This is a genomic window from Clostridium sp. JN-9, from assembly GCF_004103695.1.
Lineage (GTDB): Bacteria > Bacillota > Clostridia > Clostridiales > Clostridiaceae > JN-9.
In genome coordinates this window covers 1,955,352-1,971,576 of record NZ_CP035280.1, presented here as the reverse complement: position 1 = coordinate 1,971,576, position 16,225 = coordinate 1,955,352, and the positions used below count along the sequence as shown (strand labels likewise).

The window sequence follows — 16,225 nt, the reverse complement described above, 5'->3', positions numbered from 1 at the left end:
TGAAAAGAGGTGCTTAATTTGGAAAGTAAGAAAACTTATATAGATGATATAGAAAGAGGCATATATGATGTTAAAAATCCTGTAAATTACAGCTATAAAACAGGCAAGGGACTGACAAAGGATATAATTGAACAGATATCCTATGAAAAAAATGAGCCCAAGTGGATGAGAGATAAAAGATTAAAATCTCTGGAAATATATAATAAAATGCCAATGCCATCCTGGGGGCCAGATCTGACTGATCTTGATGTAGATAATATAGTAACATATATAAGGCCAAATACTGATATGAAGCATGATTGGAATGACATTCCAAAGGATATAAAGAATACCTTTGATTTACTTGGAATTCCAAAGGCTGAACATGAATCCCTGGCAGGAGTAGGCGCACAATATGATTCTGAGGTTGTATATCACAATGTGAGTCAGGAGCTTAAGAATCAGGGAGTTTTGTATATGGATATGGAAACTGCAGTAAAAGAATACAGGGAACTTGTAGAGCCATATTTTATGAAGCTTGTTCCGCCTAATGATCATAAATTTGCTGCTTTGCATGGAGCAGTGTGGTCAGGGGGTTCATTTGTATATGTGCCTGAAGGTGTACAGGTGGATATTCCTATTCAATCTTATTTCAGATTAAATGCCCCTGGGGCAGGACAGTTTGAACATACACTTATTATTGTGGAAAAGGGTGCAAAGATACATTATATAGAAGGATGTTCAGCACCAAAGTATTATGTTAACAATTTGCATGCAGGCTGCGTTGAATTATATATAAAGGAAGGTGCAACACTTAAATACAGTACAATTGAAAACTGGTCAAGAAATATGTATAACCTTAATACAAAAAGGGCATTAGTGGATAAAAATGCACGAATTGAATGGGTATCAGGATCATTTGGATCTAAAGTATCTATGCTTTATCCTATGAGCATTTTAAGAGGAGAGGGCGCATCATCGGAATTTACAGGTATAACATTTGCAGGTGCAGGGCAGCACCTGGACACTGGCTCTAAAGTAGTGCATGCAGCTCCTAATACTACTTCAGTTGTAAATTCGAAATCCATTTCAAAAAATGGAGGAGTTGCAATTTACAGAGGCCTTTTAAGTGCAACACCTAATGCAAAAAATTCAAAGTCAACAGTATCCTGTGAATCTTTAATGCTTGATAGTGAATCAAGATCAGATACAATACCTATTATAAGTGTTTCGAATGATAATGTGGATGTGGGACATGAAGCAAAAATAGGAAGGATAAGCGATGAAGCTATCTTTTACTTAATGAGCAGAGGATTAACTGAAGAGGAAGCAAAGGCAATGATTGTGAGAGGGTTTGCTGAGCCCATTGCAAAGGAATTACCGCTGGAATATGCAGTTGAAATGAATAATCTGATTAAACTAGAACTTGATGGAGCTATTGGATAAGGAGGGTTAACAATGATTGAAGAAAATTATAAATTAAATTCCACTGTGGTTCCAACCTGGAAGCACTTAAAATTGAATAATTTTGATTTAAATAATTTTGCAGAACCTGTTATTAAAAGTTATAAAAAAAATTATCTTGAGTTTTCCAAAGAGGACTTTCAGGATGTAGTGGTAATACCTATTGAACAGGCCATTAAAGTTGATAAAAATGCAGCTAAGCATTTAAATTATAATGAAAAGTTTGGGGTATCAGAAGAGTTTGTAAAAATTGCAGAAAATGAATTTAATTCAGGTGTTTTTGTTCATATTCCAAAGGATAAAATAATTAATTCATATATTAAAATGAATTATGTACTGGATAAAGAAAATCCAACTCTTATAGATCACAATATAATTACAGCTGAACCTGGAAGTAAAGCTACAATCATTGTGGATTACAGCAGTGATGAAAAATCTGAAGTATTTCACAATGGAGTAACAAAGGTATTTGCAGGTGAAAATTCCGAAATTAATATAATTAAGATACAAAGAATGAATAATAATGCAGTTCATTTAGATTCAAATTTAGCAGTTGTATCCAGGAATGCCAAAGTGAACTGGGTTACAGTAGAAATGGGATCTAATATAAATGTAACTAATTATATGTCTGATTTAAATGAGGAAAACAGTAAAGCAGATATATATTCTGCATATTTTGTGGATGGATACCGAAGACAAGATTTATATTATACAGCAAATCACAAAGGCAGAAGAAGCGAAAGCAATATGATCATAAAAGGAGTTTTAAAGGATCACAGCAAAAAAGTATTCAAAGGTAATATAGATTTTAAAAAGGGATCATCAAAATCTAAGGGTGCACAGGAGGAAAATGTGATTTTATTAAGCCCTAATGTTAAAACAGACTCTGTTCCAATGCTGCTTTGCCATGAAGAAGATGTAGATGGATCACATGCTGCAAGTGTTGGTAAAATAAATGAGGAAGAAATGTTTTATCTCATGAGCAGAGGCTTTAGCGACCATGATGCAAAGAAATTAATTATAGAAGCTGAATTCAGTCCCATTTTTGACAAGGTGCCAGATGAAAGCTTAAGGGAAATATTAGGAGCAGAAATTAAAAGGAGACTTTCCAATGACTAATTTAAATGTAAATAAAATCAGAGAAGATTTTCCCATTTTATCTTTAAAAGTAAATGGAAGAGATTTAGTTTATTTGGATAATAGTGCTACCACGCAAAAGCCCAAATCTGTTATTAATGCAATTAAAGAATATAATGAAAAGATAAATGGAAACCCTCACAGAGGTGCCCATTATCTAAGTGTGGCAGCTACCGAAGCTTATGAAAATGCTAGAGAAAAGGTCCAAAAGTTTATAGGAGCAGATAAATCTAATGAAATAATATTTACAAGAAATACCACAGAGTCCATTAATTTAATTGCCTATACCTATGGAATGACATATGTTAATCCAGGGGACGAAATAGTAATTGCTGTTTCTGAGCACCACAGTAATATGCTGCCCTGGCAGATGGTGGCAAGGGCAAAAAATGCTGTACTTAAGTATATGTATTTAAATAAAGATGGCATGTTGGATGAAAATGAGTATAAAAGTAAAATAACTGATAAAACTAAAATAGTTTCCATAGCACAAGTGTCCAATGTACTTGGAACAATTTTTCCAGTTAAGGAAATCATAAAATATGCTCATAGCAAAGGAGCTGTGGTGGTAATAGACGGGGCTCAGAGTGTGCCTCATATGAAGGTTGATGTGAAAGATCTTGATGCAGACTTTTTTGCTTTTTCAGGTCATAAAATGCTTGGACCAATGGGAATTGGAGTACTATATGGAAAAGAAGAAATTTTATTAAAAATGCCTCCATTTCTCACTGGGGGAGATATGATAGAGTATGTAACAGAGCAGGAAGCCACTTTTGCAGAACTGCCATATAAATTTGAAGCTGGAACTCAGAATGTAGAGGGGGCAGTTGGACTAGCTGCAGCTATTGATTATCTGGAATCCATTGGACTTGATAACATTGAAGAATATGAAAGACAGCTTACATCCTATACACTTAATAAACTTAAGGAAATTCCTTATATAAGTTTATATGGACCAAAAGATGCAAATAATAAAGGAGGCATCATATCTTTCAATATCAAAGACATTCATCCTCATGATGTGGCAAGTATAATAGATACCTATGGTGTGGCTGTGAGATCAGGCCATCACTGTGCTCAGCCTCTTATGAAATATTTAGGGATACAAGCATCCTGCAGGGCAAGCTTTTACTTTTACAATACATTTGAGGAAGCAGATAAATTTATAGATAGTATTAAAAATGTTAGGAAGTGGTTAGGATATGGACGATCTTAGTTTAATTTATTCAGAAATAATCACAGAGCATAATCAGGATAAAACCAATAAAAGACATCTGGATCATGCAGACTGCTGTGAAAGAGGACATAATCCAAGCTGTGGCGATGATATAACTTTGTCTTTGAAACTTAATGGGGATATTATACAGGATGCTGCATATGAGGGGAGCGGATGTGCAATTTCACAGGCATCGACTTCTATAATGATAGACCTTATTAAAGGTAAATCAATTGAAGAAGCTCTTGAATATGTTAAAACATTTCTTAGCATGATAAAGAAAGAAGTAACAGATGAAAAAGAGTTAGAAAAGCTTGAGGACGCTATAGCCTTGAAAAATATATCAATGATGCCTGCCAGAACAAAATGTGCAGTACTTGCATGGCATACACTGGAAGAGGCAATAAAAAAAGTAAAGAAGACAGTATAAAATTCAGATAAAGGAGTTGTAAAATATGAATTTTATTGAAGTCATGGTTTCTGAACATAAAAACATTTCAAGAATGCTGCGGGTTATAAGAAAATACTGTTTAAAGGTATTAAATGATAATAATGTTGATTATAGTGACTTTCACAAAATTATCGATTTCATAAGGAATTATGCTGATAAGCACCATCATGGCAAAGAAGAAAAATTTCTTTTTGTTAAAATGGTAGAGGAATTAAAGGGGCCTGCAGATAAGCTTGTGACTCATGGTATGCTGGTAGAACATGATTTAGGAAGATTGTTCATTAAAAATTTGGAAACTGCAGTTAATGAAGTTGAAAATGGCAATATGGATGCCAGAGTTGATGTAATAGCAAATGCCATAGGTTATGCTGATCTGCTGACAAGGCATATAGAAAAAGAAGATAATGTGGTATATAAATTTGCAGAAAATAATTTATCAAAATCAACTCTTCAAAAGCTGGAACAGGACTGCGATGCATTTGAAAAAAACGATGAACATAATGGCATACAAAATAAATATTTATCCATGCTTAAACAATTAGAGCAAAAGTATGATAAATAATAATAAAAGTAAAAGGCACTCTTTAGATTTTATCATTAAAAAAGATTGTTAAAAATTTAATTTGCAAGTGATAGCTATAATTAGATAGATGAAGGAATTAAATTATATTTATTCACAGAGTGGGAATATTAGTTATCAGAGCCTTTGCAATATATGTTTTATAAACTTAAAATATAATTGTAAAAATAAATCTAAGGGAGTGTTTTTAATGGCAAGGATAATAATATCACCAAGCAGATATGTACAGGGCAGTGGGGAATTAAAAAACTTTAAAGAGCATACTAAAAATCTAGGCAAATCATTTTTTATAATTGCAAGTCCCAACGGCATAAAAAGAACTAAGCCAGTTATAGATCAAAGTTTTAAAGGCAGCAATGTCAAAGTTGTGTTTGAAGGCTTCAATGGAGAATGCTGCAAGAGCGAAATAGACAGATTAAAGAAACTGGTTGAAAAGAACAGCAGCGATGTAGTAGTTGGAATTGGTGGAGGAAAAATATTTGATACTGCAAAGGCTGTAGCACATTATTCAAATCTTCCTGTTGTAATAGTGCCTACAATAGCTTCTACAGATGCTCCATGCAGTGCACTTTCAGTAATTTATACAGAAGAAGGAGTATTCAGTGAATATCTTGTCCTTCCTAAAAATCCGGAATTAGTTTTAGTCGATACTGCAATCGTTTCTAAGGCACCAGCAAGACTTATTGTTTCCGGTATTGGAGATGCATTGGCTACATATTTTGAAGCAAGAGCATGTTCCAGATCTGGAGCAGCTAATATGACTGGAGGAAAAATTACAAAAGCAGCATTAAGCCTGGCAAAGCTATGCTATGAGACATTACTTCAGGATGGATTAAAGGCAAAACTTGCTGTTGAAAATAAGGTTTGTACAGAAGCAGTAGAAAATATAGTTGAAGCAAATACTTATTTAAGCGGCATTGGTTTTGAGAGCGGCGGACTTGCTGGTGCTCATGCAATACATAATGGTTTTACAGTACTTCAGCAGTGCCATCATTTATATCATGGCGAAAAAGTTGCATTTGGTACAATTGTTCAGCTGATTTTAGAAAATAGTCCTTTAGAAGAACTGGAAGAAGTACTTGGTTTATGTATTGATTTAGGTCTTCCTGTTACACTGGAGGATATGGGAATAAAGGAAGTTAAAGAAGATGAAATAAGAAAAGTAGCTGAAGCAACCTGCGCAGAGGGAGAAACTATTCACAATATGCCATTTAAGGTAACAGCTGATGATGTTTATGCTGCAATACTTGCTGCAGATGCTTTAGGAAAACTTTATAAATAAAAATAATAAAAGTGGCTGTCGCATTAGCAGTTAAAACTGCTAATGTGATTTCCTTTTTTTATTGAAGACTGAAACTAAAGATTTATGATGCTAATTATGGCTTAATTTAAGATAAGCCATGTTCTTTAATCTTTTCTTCTTTAGGTATATGGCTCTTTTATTCAATAGTGTTGATAAAGTAACAAATTCTAGTTAGTGAAATGTCAATCAAAACATATTTCAGCATTTCTCATATTTATATATGTATTTTCAATATTAATTTTCTTTTAAAGAACATGGCAAAAAAGCTTTTCGGTCTTGAGATTGCCTGTTTATTTTTATTTAATATTTTTCCAATATAATTTTCCATATCCATTGCATTCATACGTCCTGTGCCCACTGCCCTGGAATAAATATTTTTGTGTGAATCCAGTGCCGTAATAAAGCAGACTTTATTATTGCTGATATTAATGTAACTTACGCTTTGATCATGTTCAATGCTTTTCTGTCCCTTTCGGGAAAATTTTAAGAAGAAATTATAAAGTTCAAACTTTCCCTGCATTTTATTTTGTTTAACCATTTTTAAAGCAAGGAACAGCTTGTGCCTCCAGTAAAATAGTGTTACATAAGAAACACCAATTTCCATGGCTGCCGCAAAACAAAAGATTAAAGAACAAATAACAAATAACAAATAATGTAGATTTTCTGCTTTGGCAGAAAATCTACTAATTTATAATGGTTATGGGTAATACTAAAAAAGAATTTCTAATTTGATGTACAATGCAGTTTTGAATAGTTGCTTCTGGAAAAGAAACCTTCAATGTTTTAGGCAATCCATTTACGTTCTTTATTTTAATTGGCTGCCTGCCGGCATAGGATTTTTGCAAATCTTTTTTTATCATCTAATAAAACTATAATTGAAACCATTTTTAGTTATTAAAACCTATAATCCACTTAATCAATTGAGTTTTTGGTTTTTCTGCAAAGAAAAACTACCTTATTTAATCTTTGTTCTTTAATCTTTGTTCTTTTGATGAAGTCCTATTCACATCAACATTATTATTTAAAAGAGCCATATGTGTCTATAGAAAGTAAATATCTAATCATCGTAACAGTCCCAAAAACATAAAGTTTAATGGGCTGCCGCATTAAGAATAAATACTATAATATATTGTATATAAATTCATAAATGCGACAGCCCCGTTTTTGCTAATAAATCCAGTTCTCAACTTCTTTTATAACATTGTAGTTAGTAAAATCATAATGAAGTGGTGTTACTGTAACATAACCCTGTTTTAAATAAAATCTGTCTGAATCTAAATTTTTTTCTTCATTAATAGTGCCGTTTAATAAAAGTGACATTTCACCATTTTCATCAATAGTTTCAGAAAATGTATTATTGAATACCTTATCTCCAATTTTACATACTTTAATGCCCTTAACATCAGTTTCAGGTAAAGCAGGTACATTTATATTTAATACTATATTGTCATTTAAATAATCTTTTGCTTTCTCTAAAATGTGACATGCATATTTTGCAGCAGCGTTAAAATTTACTTCTTCGGTGTTCACTATCTGCTGTGATACTGCTATAGAAGGAATATTATACAATGAAGCTTCAATGGCGGCAGATACTGTTCCGGAATATAAAACATCTGTGCCTATATTAAGTCCGAAATTGATGCCAGACAAAACCAAATCCACATTGTCTGGTATTAATTTATCTAAAGCTACTCTTACGCAGTCTGCTGGTGTACCATTAATGCCATAGGATTTAATACTGAGCTCAGGAAGCTTTACTTCCTTAACCAGAATAGGTTTTCTTATGGTTATGGAATGGCTGAAAGCGCTTCTTTGTTCAAGAGGAGCTACCATAATGACTTCATGCTTTTTAGATATTTCCTTTGCTAAACTATTTATGCCAGGAGCATATATACCATCGTCGTTTGTAATCAAAATTCTCATAAAAGCCTCCTTGCTTAAAACACTTATAATTTATTATTTCCTAAATAAAATTAAATCATAATTATTATAATAGATTATATTTATAAATAAGTAAATATAGAAATATTTCGATATTTTGCGAAAAATGAAGATATCAGCAGTACTATATATGTAATTTAATAGGGAAAGGTGAAGTTATTTGTAATTTTATCAACTAAGTTTTGTATACGTATACAAGTAGTAGTAAAATAAACATAATAAGCATAATTTAAATTAATGTCTGGGGGACTAAAAATGTGGAAAACAAATGAAAATTTATTGCTTTGCATTGCCATCATAATTATAAATAGTTTATTATTTTTTATTAAAGAAAATAGCCTTTATTTAATTTTAGCTATTATACTAATTGATGCATTAGACTTAGTATTAATATTTAATAACAGTAAAAATAAGCAAAAGAATATGAAAAATATAAGCCATGAAAAACCATCAGATGTTGAAAAAACAAATGAATATGATGAACTCTTTTCAGCCTGGCAGACTATAGGCTATGATATACAGCAGTTGTTATGGCTAAGTAAGGATAGTGTGGAGGTACTTAAAAAAATTACCAGTGTATCGCAGGAAGTTGGGCAATATACAGAACAAAACAGTGCAAGCATTGAAGAAATCAACAGTAATGTTTCAGAGTTTGCAGGTACTGAAGAAAAGCTAAATAACAGTGTCATTAATATAGAGGAAAGCTCTGAGAAATCCTTAAAAATATTGGACAGCAACAAGGCAATTATTAATGATATAGGTGAATATCTGCTCCGTGTAGGTGATGACATTAATAATTTATCAGTATCAAATAATAATCTTAAGGTTTCATCCAATAAAATAAATGAATTTGTAGCATATATAAATCAAATTTCAAAGCAGACAAATTTACTTGCATTAAATGCATCTATTGAAGCTGCAAGAGCCGGAGATGCAGGAAAAGGATTTTCTGTGGTGGCAAAGGAAATAAGAAAGCTTTCAGAAGAAACAGAAAAAGCTGTTACCGAGATTCAAGGTATTTTAAAATTAATTGTTTCCGATGTTGAGGAGTCAGATAATTCTACAAATAAATGTATTAAAGGAATAAAAGGGGTACAGGAAATTTCAGATAAATCCTCAAAGCTGGTTTCTAATATAAAAGAAATTTTACAGGATATATTTAATTCAATATCCAGTTTAAAGGATATATCTTCAGATCAAAAGGAAACTTCAAATCAAATTAGTATGGCAGTTCAGACTGTAGCTGATGCAGTTGAAAAAACCAATAATATCACTGCTGAATCCTTAAAAATGATTATGCAGCAGGAAGCTAAAAATAATGAATTATTTAATTATTGTGATAAGCTAAGTGAAACTTCTTCTAATGTTCAGATGATAGCTTCAAGGCTGAAAAAACAAAACGAAATAATTTTTGGTATTAATCCATTTACAACTCCGGAAAATATAAAGAATATGTATGTACCAATATTGGAGAAAATATGTGATTCAATTGGATATAAGGCAAAGGCAGTTATAGTAAAGGATTATGATGCTCTCAGCAGAGGAATAGAAAATGATACCATAGATATTGGCTGGTTTTCTCCTTTTGCTTATGTTAATGCTCATGACAGGGACAAGGTAATACCTCTGGTAACTCCTAAAATAAATAATAAGATTTCCTATAAAGGATATATAATAACTAAAAAAGACAGCGGAATAAAAAGCGTTGAAGACTTAAAAAATAAGACATTTGGATATGTTGATGTAGAAAGTGCTTCAGGATACTTATATGCCAGACATATTTTGAAAACAAAAGGCTTAAATCCTGATAAATTATTTAAAGAAGTGACCTTTTTAGGAAGCCATTATAATGTAATAAAATCTGTTTTGTCTGGTGCTGTAGATGCAGGCGCTACCTATAATGAAGCTTTAGAAAGCGGAAAAGAACAGGGATTTAATACAGATGAAATTAATATTATAAGCACAACAGAGGATATTCCTAAGGATGCTCTTGCTGCAAACCCAAGATTTAACAAAGGGTTAGCAGAAAAATTGCAGCAGGCTTTCATAAGTTTTAATAACTTTTCAGGATTAAATTCCAATATAACCGGGTTTGTAAAAAGCAGTGATGAAAATTATGATATAATACGTTCATTATTTAAAGAAAACTAATTAGGATAGTAAAAAACTGTGTTGTAAATATTTACAGCACGGTTTTTATTTAGGTTTATTATTAAGCTGAAATTGATTTGTTTTGCCCATTAAATAGGATAATTTAATAATAGATTTTTCCTCTTGTGACATTTTTCTGTTATACATTTTCTCAAATTGTTTTATAAGGTTTTCAGTATCAATCTGCTTGTACTCTGAGTTTCTCTGCCTTCTGCTTGGTTCAAGGTATTTAAAAGGATTGTATATTTTAGGCTGAATTTTATCATTGTATATTTTTTTAAACACCTCTGCAGTGTAATATGCATCGTTAACAGCATTATGAAAATCTGTAGCAGCAGGTATATTTAACAGTTCTACAGCACTTTTAAGTCCAATATTAATTCCACTTCTGCAGTTAAATAATTTAGATGCATACATCTGAATATTAATGTATTCCCTTGAAATTACTGAGGCATCTAATCCATGATATGCTATATTTCTGTGTAATTCTTTTATATCAGCAGTTCCCCAAACGCATAAAATATTTCTGTCATGCCCGATAAATTCTGTAAATTCACCATAAACTTCATTAAAATATTTTTTATCAAGCAGCTGTTCAGTGGTTATATTTGTTATTTCCCTTACATATGGGTTAACATCCGTATATATTACAGGTTTTATTAATCTGTCAAAAGAAGATACAAATTCCAATTCACTGCTAAGTTTTACTGCACCTATTTGAATTATCTCAAATGGGCATCTTGGCTTAATGCTGTTAATGCGGCTGCATCTGCCTAAGCCTTGGTTAAATTCTAAATCAAATACTATATAATTCATACCAGTCTCCATTTATTTAATGATCTTAAAAAATACTCATATAATTCATTATGCCACTAATATAAATAAAAAAATAGCATAAAAATATAATTTATAAAAACTAAGAACTAAGAACTAAGAGATAAAAGGTAAGAAAGATATATTAACATGTATTCCAGCATATGCTAATATATACTTAACAGGTCGTAGTAGCGGCGGGGTGGAGGTTTTTATGAAAAAGATAGTAAGTCTTTCAGTAGTATTAATAATTATTATTATATCAATATTTATGTTAATTAAATTTAGATCAGGGGCGAGAACAGTAGAAGAAGTAATAAACCCATCAGGTCTAAATAAAATTAATATAATACATGAAGAAAAAACCGATAAAGGGAGTATAGTATTTTATAATCGATTAGGTTATGATGAGTTATCAACTGCCTTTGTAAAAAATGGTATAGGGGGTTATAAAGTTTTATATGATGGTGTACAAGAGGATGTAAGTAAGGTATCAAAAAAATTTGGAATAACATATTGCTTTTTTCCTGCCATAGAGAAAACGTCACTTCCAATATATTTTGGTATTATTGGTAATCCAGATATAAGTCAAGTAAAGATTATAGAAAAGTAAACAAAACCAATACAATTAAGCATGTATCCCATCGATATAAGTCAAGTAAAGATTATAGAAAAGAAGAGAAATATTGAAGAGCAGGCAAAAATTATTGATGCAAAAGGCACAAGAATATGGCTTGTTTATATGAGTAAGTTTAAGGGTTCTGATTTTGAGATTGTTGGTATTTCTAAAGACGGTAAGGAATTAACAAAAGTAGATGATAATATATCACCACGATCTGCAGATCAAAAACCAGTTAAAAGCACTTACAAATAATTAATTTTATTCAAAATTTAAAGGAACTCGCTTGAGAGTTCCTTTAAAAGAGCTAAAGGGGAGAAATCTAAATGAATGAAGAAAAATTAAAATCCTGTATAGAACTCAGACATGAACTTCATAAAAATGCCGAGCTGTCAGGAAAGGAGAAAAAAACTATAGAAATTATTGATAAATTTATAAGGCAGCACACTTCTTTTAACACAGTAATAAAAGATGGATATGTTTATGCCTTTAAAAAAAATGGTGACAAATATAAAAATATATGTTTTAGAGCAGATATGGATGCTCTTCCTATTAAGGAAGATATGGATATACCATATAGTTCTTTAAATTCTGAAGCTTCGCATAAATGCGGACACGATGGCCACTGTGCAGTAGCAGCAGGTCTTACTCTGGAAATAGAAGATAATCCTATTAAAGATAAAAATATATTCATTCTTTTTCAGCCATCAGAGGAAATTGGAACAGGAGCAAGAAGAATTGTTAATGACAATTTTTTAGAAAAAAATAAAATTGATGAAATATATGCATTTCATAATGTACCCGGTTTTGAAAATGGAAGTATTGTATGCAAAAACAATGTATTTGCATGTACGTCCAAGGGTGTGGTGATAAGGCTTACTGGAAAGCAGTCACATGCGGCATATCCAGAATCTGGAGTTAATCCAGCCTATGCAGCTGCTGATATAATTAAGTTTTTAAAGGATGTTACAAAGCTGGACATATATAGTTCAATGGTACTTTGTACTATTGTAAATGTAAATATAGGGGAAAAGGACTTTGGAACTTCTGCAGGCTATGGTGAAGTTATGTTTACCATAAGAGCAGAAGAAGAAAAAGATTTAAATATACTTCAAAATAAGATAGTAGAATTTACTGAAAGCTGTTCAAAGGAAAATAAATTTAATTATGATATTTCATTTTGTGATGAATTTCCTGAGACTAGAAATAATAGTGAATGCGTTGAAAAAATAAAGAAAGGGTGCAGCAATATTGGATTAAGCTGCAAAGAAATATTGCACCCTTTCAGATGGTCTGAGGACTTTGGCTATTTTACTAAAAAAACAAAAGGTGCCATGCTTGGTATTGGTGATGGGTTGCTTCATCCTCAACTTCATACTGCAGAATATAACTTTCCTGACAATATAATAGAAAAGGGAGTGGACATTTTTTATGAAATTGCCAGAATGTAAAAGAATGATATAGCTACCAGCCCTTTTTTCTTGCTTCAATGCCGCTTTCATTTGTACCAGGCTCTTCTACAGTGGTGTTTAATTTATTTTTTGCCCATTGATTTTGAGTCTTGGTACCATTTTTTAAAGAGTTTTCCTTATTATATTCCCTATGGTCTTTTTTATTCATAATATTAATCCTCCTTACCAAAAGAACTGATAATATTATGTGCATTTAATTTAATTAAATACGATTTGTTGTCCAAAATAATTAAGTTCAACTATGTTCACTGAAGTTCCCTTCATTTTATTCTTGAATTCTCCTGTAACATCTAAGTTATCTCCAAAGTGCATTGGAATAAGCATTTTAGGCTTAATATTTTCTGCAAAATATTTTCCTCCAATATAATAATATTCCTCTAATCTTGGATCAACAGGGAAAAAGGCAATATCTATGGAATCTTCAATTTTCAGCTTTTCAATCTCTGATTTAAAGGAATACTCTGCCAGGCTGCGCTCCTCAGCACTATCTTCCTTCCAGTGCCACCAATTTAGATCTCCTGCATGGAATATTGTTAATCCGTCCACCTTTACCAAAAAAGAAATTCCCAAATCTGTGGAACCATAAGCTTTGACAAATAAATCACCAAGATGAAGCTCTTCACCTTCACTTATCATATTGTAGTTATGTTTATTTTCAACATTTATATCACTGCTTAATACATACTCTATTCCAGCATTGTACTTTTCAAATTCTAATATTTCAGGATTAAAATGGTCTTCATGACTGTGAGATGAAAAAACAAATACATTCTGCATATTTTTAAGATTTTCCATATCTAAAAGTTTCCTTGCTGTTTCATTCATTTCAGCAGGTTTCTTAAAGTAATCAAATATTAAAAGGTGATTATAAGTTTTTACTGCAAATCCGCTGTGATATATAAAATATATATTAGCTTTATTATTATTCATAAAAATTCCTCCTTGTATAAAATATACTATGTCTAAATAATAACATAATTTTAAAATACTTATAATGCTGATATAATATAAGTAAATAATTATTATTATTGAAAGGTGGGGCTTAAAATGAAATTTACTTTTGATCATAACAGTATTAATGTTTCTGATTTAGAGGAAAGTGTGGAGTTCTATAAAAAGGCGCTTGGATTTAAGGAAATAAGGCGATATGAACCTGATGATAAGAGCTTTATTCTTGTATTTTTAGGAGATGATTCTTCAAATCACAAATTAGAATTAACCTGGATAAGGGATAGAAAAGAGCCCTATGATTTAGGAGAAAATGAGTTTCATATGGCTGTAACTGTTGATAATTTTAGTGAAGCTTATGAATACCATAAAAAAATGAAATGCATATGTTATGAAAACAAGGAAATGGGACTTTACTTTATTATAGACCCAGATGGGTACTGGACAGAAATAATTCCTAAAAAATAGTGAAAGTTAATATATATATAATATGAAGATTTTCAGTGATTTTGAAAATCTTCATTTTTATAACTTGCAAATATTCAAAATCCTTCATAAAAATGAAATAATTCATGCAAATGGTATTGACTTTACAATGGTAAAGTAATACAATGTAGAAATGAAGGAAATGCTTCATTTTTGCAATTATTATTAAAATTTAGCAGGATTATATTCAATTATAGGGGGAGATATTATGGAAAATAAGCTATACGACGATAGTGAATTCAGGGTTGAAAGCGATTCAATAGGTGAAAGAGAAGTGCCTGAAAATGCATATTATGGAGTGCAGACACTGAGAGCTGCAGAAAATTTTAAAATAACAGGATTTAAAATCAACAGGGAATTTATAAACAGTCTTGCTCAGATTAAGAAGGCAGCAGCAATTACAAATGGAGAAATAGGATTATTAGATCATAAAATAGAAGCATCAATTGCTAAAGCCTGCGATGAAATAATTAAAGGAAAACTTCATGATGAATTTATCACTGATTCTATCCAGGGCGGAGCAGGAACATCTATGAATATGAATGCCAATGAAGTAATAGCAAATAGGGCCATAGAGATTATGGGAGGCACTAAAGGAGATTACAGCATTGTACATCCAAATGACCATGTAAATATGGGACAATCTACTAATGATGTTATTCCAACAGCAGGAAAGGTTACCACATTAAAACTTCTGCCTAAGGCTGTTGAACAGTTAAAAAATCTTTATAAAGCTTTTCAAGATAAATCCGAAGAATTTGATGATGTTATAAAAATGGGAAGAACACAATTGCAGGATGCTGTACCTATAAGACTTGGACAGGAATTCAAGGCTTACAGCTCTGTTATAGAAAGGGATATTAAAAGATTAGAAAAAGTTGAAGACAATTTAAAATATGTAAATTTAGGAGCTACTGCCATTGGCACAGGAATAAATGCAGATAAATTGTATGAAAGCAAAATAGTTCCTAACCTAAATAAGGTAACAGGACTTAATTTACATCAGGCTGAAGATTTAATTGATGGTACTCAGAATTTAGACAGCTTTGTAGAGGTATCTGCTGCTATTAAAACATGTGCTGTTAACTTATCAAAAATAGCAAATGATTTAAGACTTATGTCATCAGGCCCAAGAACTGGACTTGGAGAAATAAATCTTCCTGCAAAACAAAACGGTTCTTCTATAATGCCTGGAAAAGTTAATCCTGTAATACCAGAGGTAATCAATCAGATAGCATTTAATATTATTGGAAATGATGTTACAATAACAATGGCTGCAGAAGCTGGACAATTGGAATTAAATGCATTTGAACCAGTTATATTCTTTAATTTATTTCAATCTATAGAAACATTGACTAATGGAATAAATACCTTTGTGGTAAATTGTATCCAGGGAATCACTGCAAACAAAAAGAGATGCAAAAGTCTTGTTGATAACAGCGTAGGAATAGTAACAGCAATCTGCCCATATGTAGGATATAAAGAAGCTGCAAAGATTGCAAAGACTGCTATTAAAACAGGTGAACCAATTAGAAAAATAATTTTAAAACAGGGAATACTTAAAGAAGCAGAACTTAAAAAAGTTTTAAATACTGTAGCCATGACTGAGCCTGGTATATCCTGCAAATGCCTGATTTCAAAATAATTCATTGGAAGGGGAAAATA

General features: G+C 31.6%; 18 protein-coding genes. 12 read left to right on the top strand and 6 right to left on the bottom strand.

What is annotated here, in order from left to right:
* The first annotated feature begins 18 nt into the window (after positions 1-18).
* From sufB to EQM05_RS09410, 6 genes are all read left to right on the top strand, one after another.
* Positions 19-1,425, top strand: coding sequence for a Fe-S cluster assembly protein SufB (sufB, locus tag EQM05_RS09435; RefSeq protein ID WP_128749809.1), 1,407 nt, complete (start codon positions 19-21; stop codon positions 1,423-1,425).
* Between the two features lie 12 nt (positions 1,426-1,437).
* Positions 1,438-2,562 (top strand): Fe-S cluster assembly protein SufD, encoded by a 1,125-nt coding sequence (gene sufD, locus EQM05_RS09430; RefSeq protein WP_128749808.1) that lies wholly within the window; start codon positions 1,438-1,440, stop codon positions 2,560-2,562.
* Positions 2,555-3,796, top strand: a complete 1,242-nt coding sequence (locus EQM05_RS09425) for a cysteine desulfurase (protein ID WP_128749807.1) — start codon at positions 2,555-2,557, stop codon at positions 3,794-3,796. Before sufD ends, EQM05_RS09425 begins: the two co-directional genes overlap by 8 nt.
* Positions 3,783-4,226 carry a Fe-S cluster assembly sulfur transfer protein SufU gene (gene sufU / locus EQM05_RS09420; RefSeq protein ID WP_128749806.1) on the top strand — a complete coding sequence of 148 codons (444 nt, stop codon included), beginning with the start codon at positions 3,783-3,785 and terminating at the stop codon, positions 4,224-4,226. The genes EQM05_RS09425 and sufU overlap by 14 nt, the downstream gene beginning before the upstream one ends.
* A gap of 25 nt (positions 4,227-4,251) precedes the next feature.
* Positions 4,252-4,809, top strand: coding sequence for a hemerythrin domain-containing protein (locus tag EQM05_RS09415; RefSeq protein ID WP_128749805.1), 558 nt, complete (start codon positions 4,252-4,254; stop codon positions 4,807-4,809).
* Between the two features lie 208 nt (positions 4,810-5,017).
* Positions 5,018-6,109 carry a glycerol dehydrogenase gene (locus EQM05_RS09410; RefSeq protein WP_128749804.1) on the top strand — a complete coding sequence of 364 codons (1,092 nt, stop codon included), beginning with the start codon at positions 5,018-5,020 and terminating at the stop codon, positions 6,107-6,109.
* Positions 6,110-6,344: 235 nt separating this feature from the next.
* On the opposite strand, the gene EQM05_RS09405 is transcribed toward EQM05_RS09410, so the two are convergent.
* From EQM05_RS09405 to surE, 3 genes are all read right to left on the bottom strand, one after another.
* The gene (locus tag EQM05_RS09405) at positions 6,345-6,779 is read right to left on the bottom strand and encodes a hypothetical protein (protein ID WP_128749803.1); all 435 of its coding nucleotides are present in this window, start codon (positions 6,777-6,779) and stop codon (positions 6,345-6,347) included.
* Positions 6,780-6,813: 34 nt separating this feature from the next.
* The gene (locus tag EQM05_RS09400) at positions 6,814-6,990 is read right to left on the bottom strand and encodes a transposase (RefSeq protein ID WP_128749376.1); all 177 of its coding nucleotides are present in this window, start codon (positions 6,988-6,990) and stop codon (positions 6,814-6,816) included.
* A gap of 307 nt (positions 6,991-7,297) precedes the next feature.
* Positions 7,298-8,053 (bottom strand): 5'/3'-nucleotidase SurE, encoded by a 756-nt coding sequence (surE, locus tag EQM05_RS09395; protein ID WP_128749802.1) that lies wholly within the window; start codon positions 8,051-8,053, stop codon positions 7,298-7,300.
* Between the two features lie 273 nt (positions 8,054-8,326).
* Here surE and phnD point away from each other — a divergent pair, with 273 nt between their 5' ends.
* The gene (phnD, locus tag EQM05_RS09390; protein WP_164917256.1) at positions 8,327-10,222 is read left to right on the top strand and encodes a phosphate/phosphite/phosphonate ABC transporter substrate-binding protein; all 1,896 of its coding nucleotides are present in this window, start codon (positions 8,327-8,329) and stop codon (positions 10,220-10,222) included.
* A gap of 45 nt (positions 10,223-10,267) precedes the next feature.
* Here phnD and EQM05_RS09385 read toward each other — a convergent pair whose 3' ends face one another.
* Entirely contained in the window at positions 10,268-11,038 is a 771-nt protein-coding gene (locus tag EQM05_RS09385) for a 3'-5' exonuclease (RefSeq protein ID WP_128749800.1), read from the bottom strand.
* 211 nt (positions 11,039-11,249) lie between these two features.
* On the opposite strand from EQM05_RS09385, the gene EQM05_RS09380 reads away from it, so the two are divergent.
* The 3 genes from EQM05_RS09380 (at position 11,250) to EQM05_RS09370 (ending at position 13,105) form a co-directional block, all read left to right on the top strand.
* Complete coding sequence (locus EQM05_RS09380) at positions 11,250-11,648, top strand: hypothetical protein (RefSeq protein WP_128749799.1); 399 nt, start codon at positions 11,250-11,252, stop codon at positions 11,646-11,648.
* A gap of 21 nt (positions 11,649-11,669) precedes the next feature.
* Positions 11,670-11,909, top strand: a complete 240-nt coding sequence (locus EQM05_RS09375; RefSeq protein WP_128749798.1) for a hypothetical protein — start codon at positions 11,670-11,672, stop codon at positions 11,907-11,909.
* A gap of 71 nt (positions 11,910-11,980) precedes the next feature.
* A complete protein-coding gene (locus EQM05_RS09370) occupies positions 11,981-13,105 on the top strand; it encodes an amidohydrolase (protein WP_128749797.1) in 1,125 nt (374 codons plus the stop codon).
* Between the two features lie 13 nt (positions 13,106-13,118).
* On the opposite strand, the gene EQM05_RS15780 is transcribed toward EQM05_RS09370, so the two are convergent.
* Positions 13,119-13,274, bottom strand: a complete 156-nt coding sequence (locus EQM05_RS15780) for a hypothetical protein (protein WP_164917255.1) — start codon at positions 13,272-13,274, stop codon at positions 13,119-13,121.
* 50 nt (positions 13,275-13,324) lie between these two features.
* Positions 13,325-14,056 (bottom strand): MBL fold metallo-hydrolase, encoded by a 732-nt coding sequence (locus tag EQM05_RS09365; RefSeq protein ID WP_128749796.1) that lies wholly within the window; start codon positions 14,054-14,056, stop codon positions 13,325-13,327.
* A 117-nt stretch (positions 14,057-14,173) separates the two neighbouring features.
* On the opposite strand from EQM05_RS09365, the gene EQM05_RS09360 reads away from it, so the two are divergent.
* Together EQM05_RS09360 and aspA are read left to right on the top strand one after the other, a co-directional pair.
* Positions 14,174-14,542 carry a VOC family protein gene (locus EQM05_RS09360; RefSeq protein WP_128749795.1) on the top strand — a complete coding sequence of 123 codons (369 nt, stop codon included), beginning with the start codon at positions 14,174-14,176 and terminating at the stop codon, positions 14,540-14,542.
* Positions 14,543-14,768: 226 nt separating this feature from the next.
* Positions 14,769-16,205: an aspartate ammonia-lyase gene (gene aspA / locus EQM05_RS09355; protein ID WP_128749794.1), complete on the top strand. Its 1,437-nt coding sequence runs from the start codon at positions 14,769-14,771 to the stop codon at positions 16,203-16,205.
* The last annotated feature ends 20 nt before the right edge of the window (positions 16,206-16,225 follow it).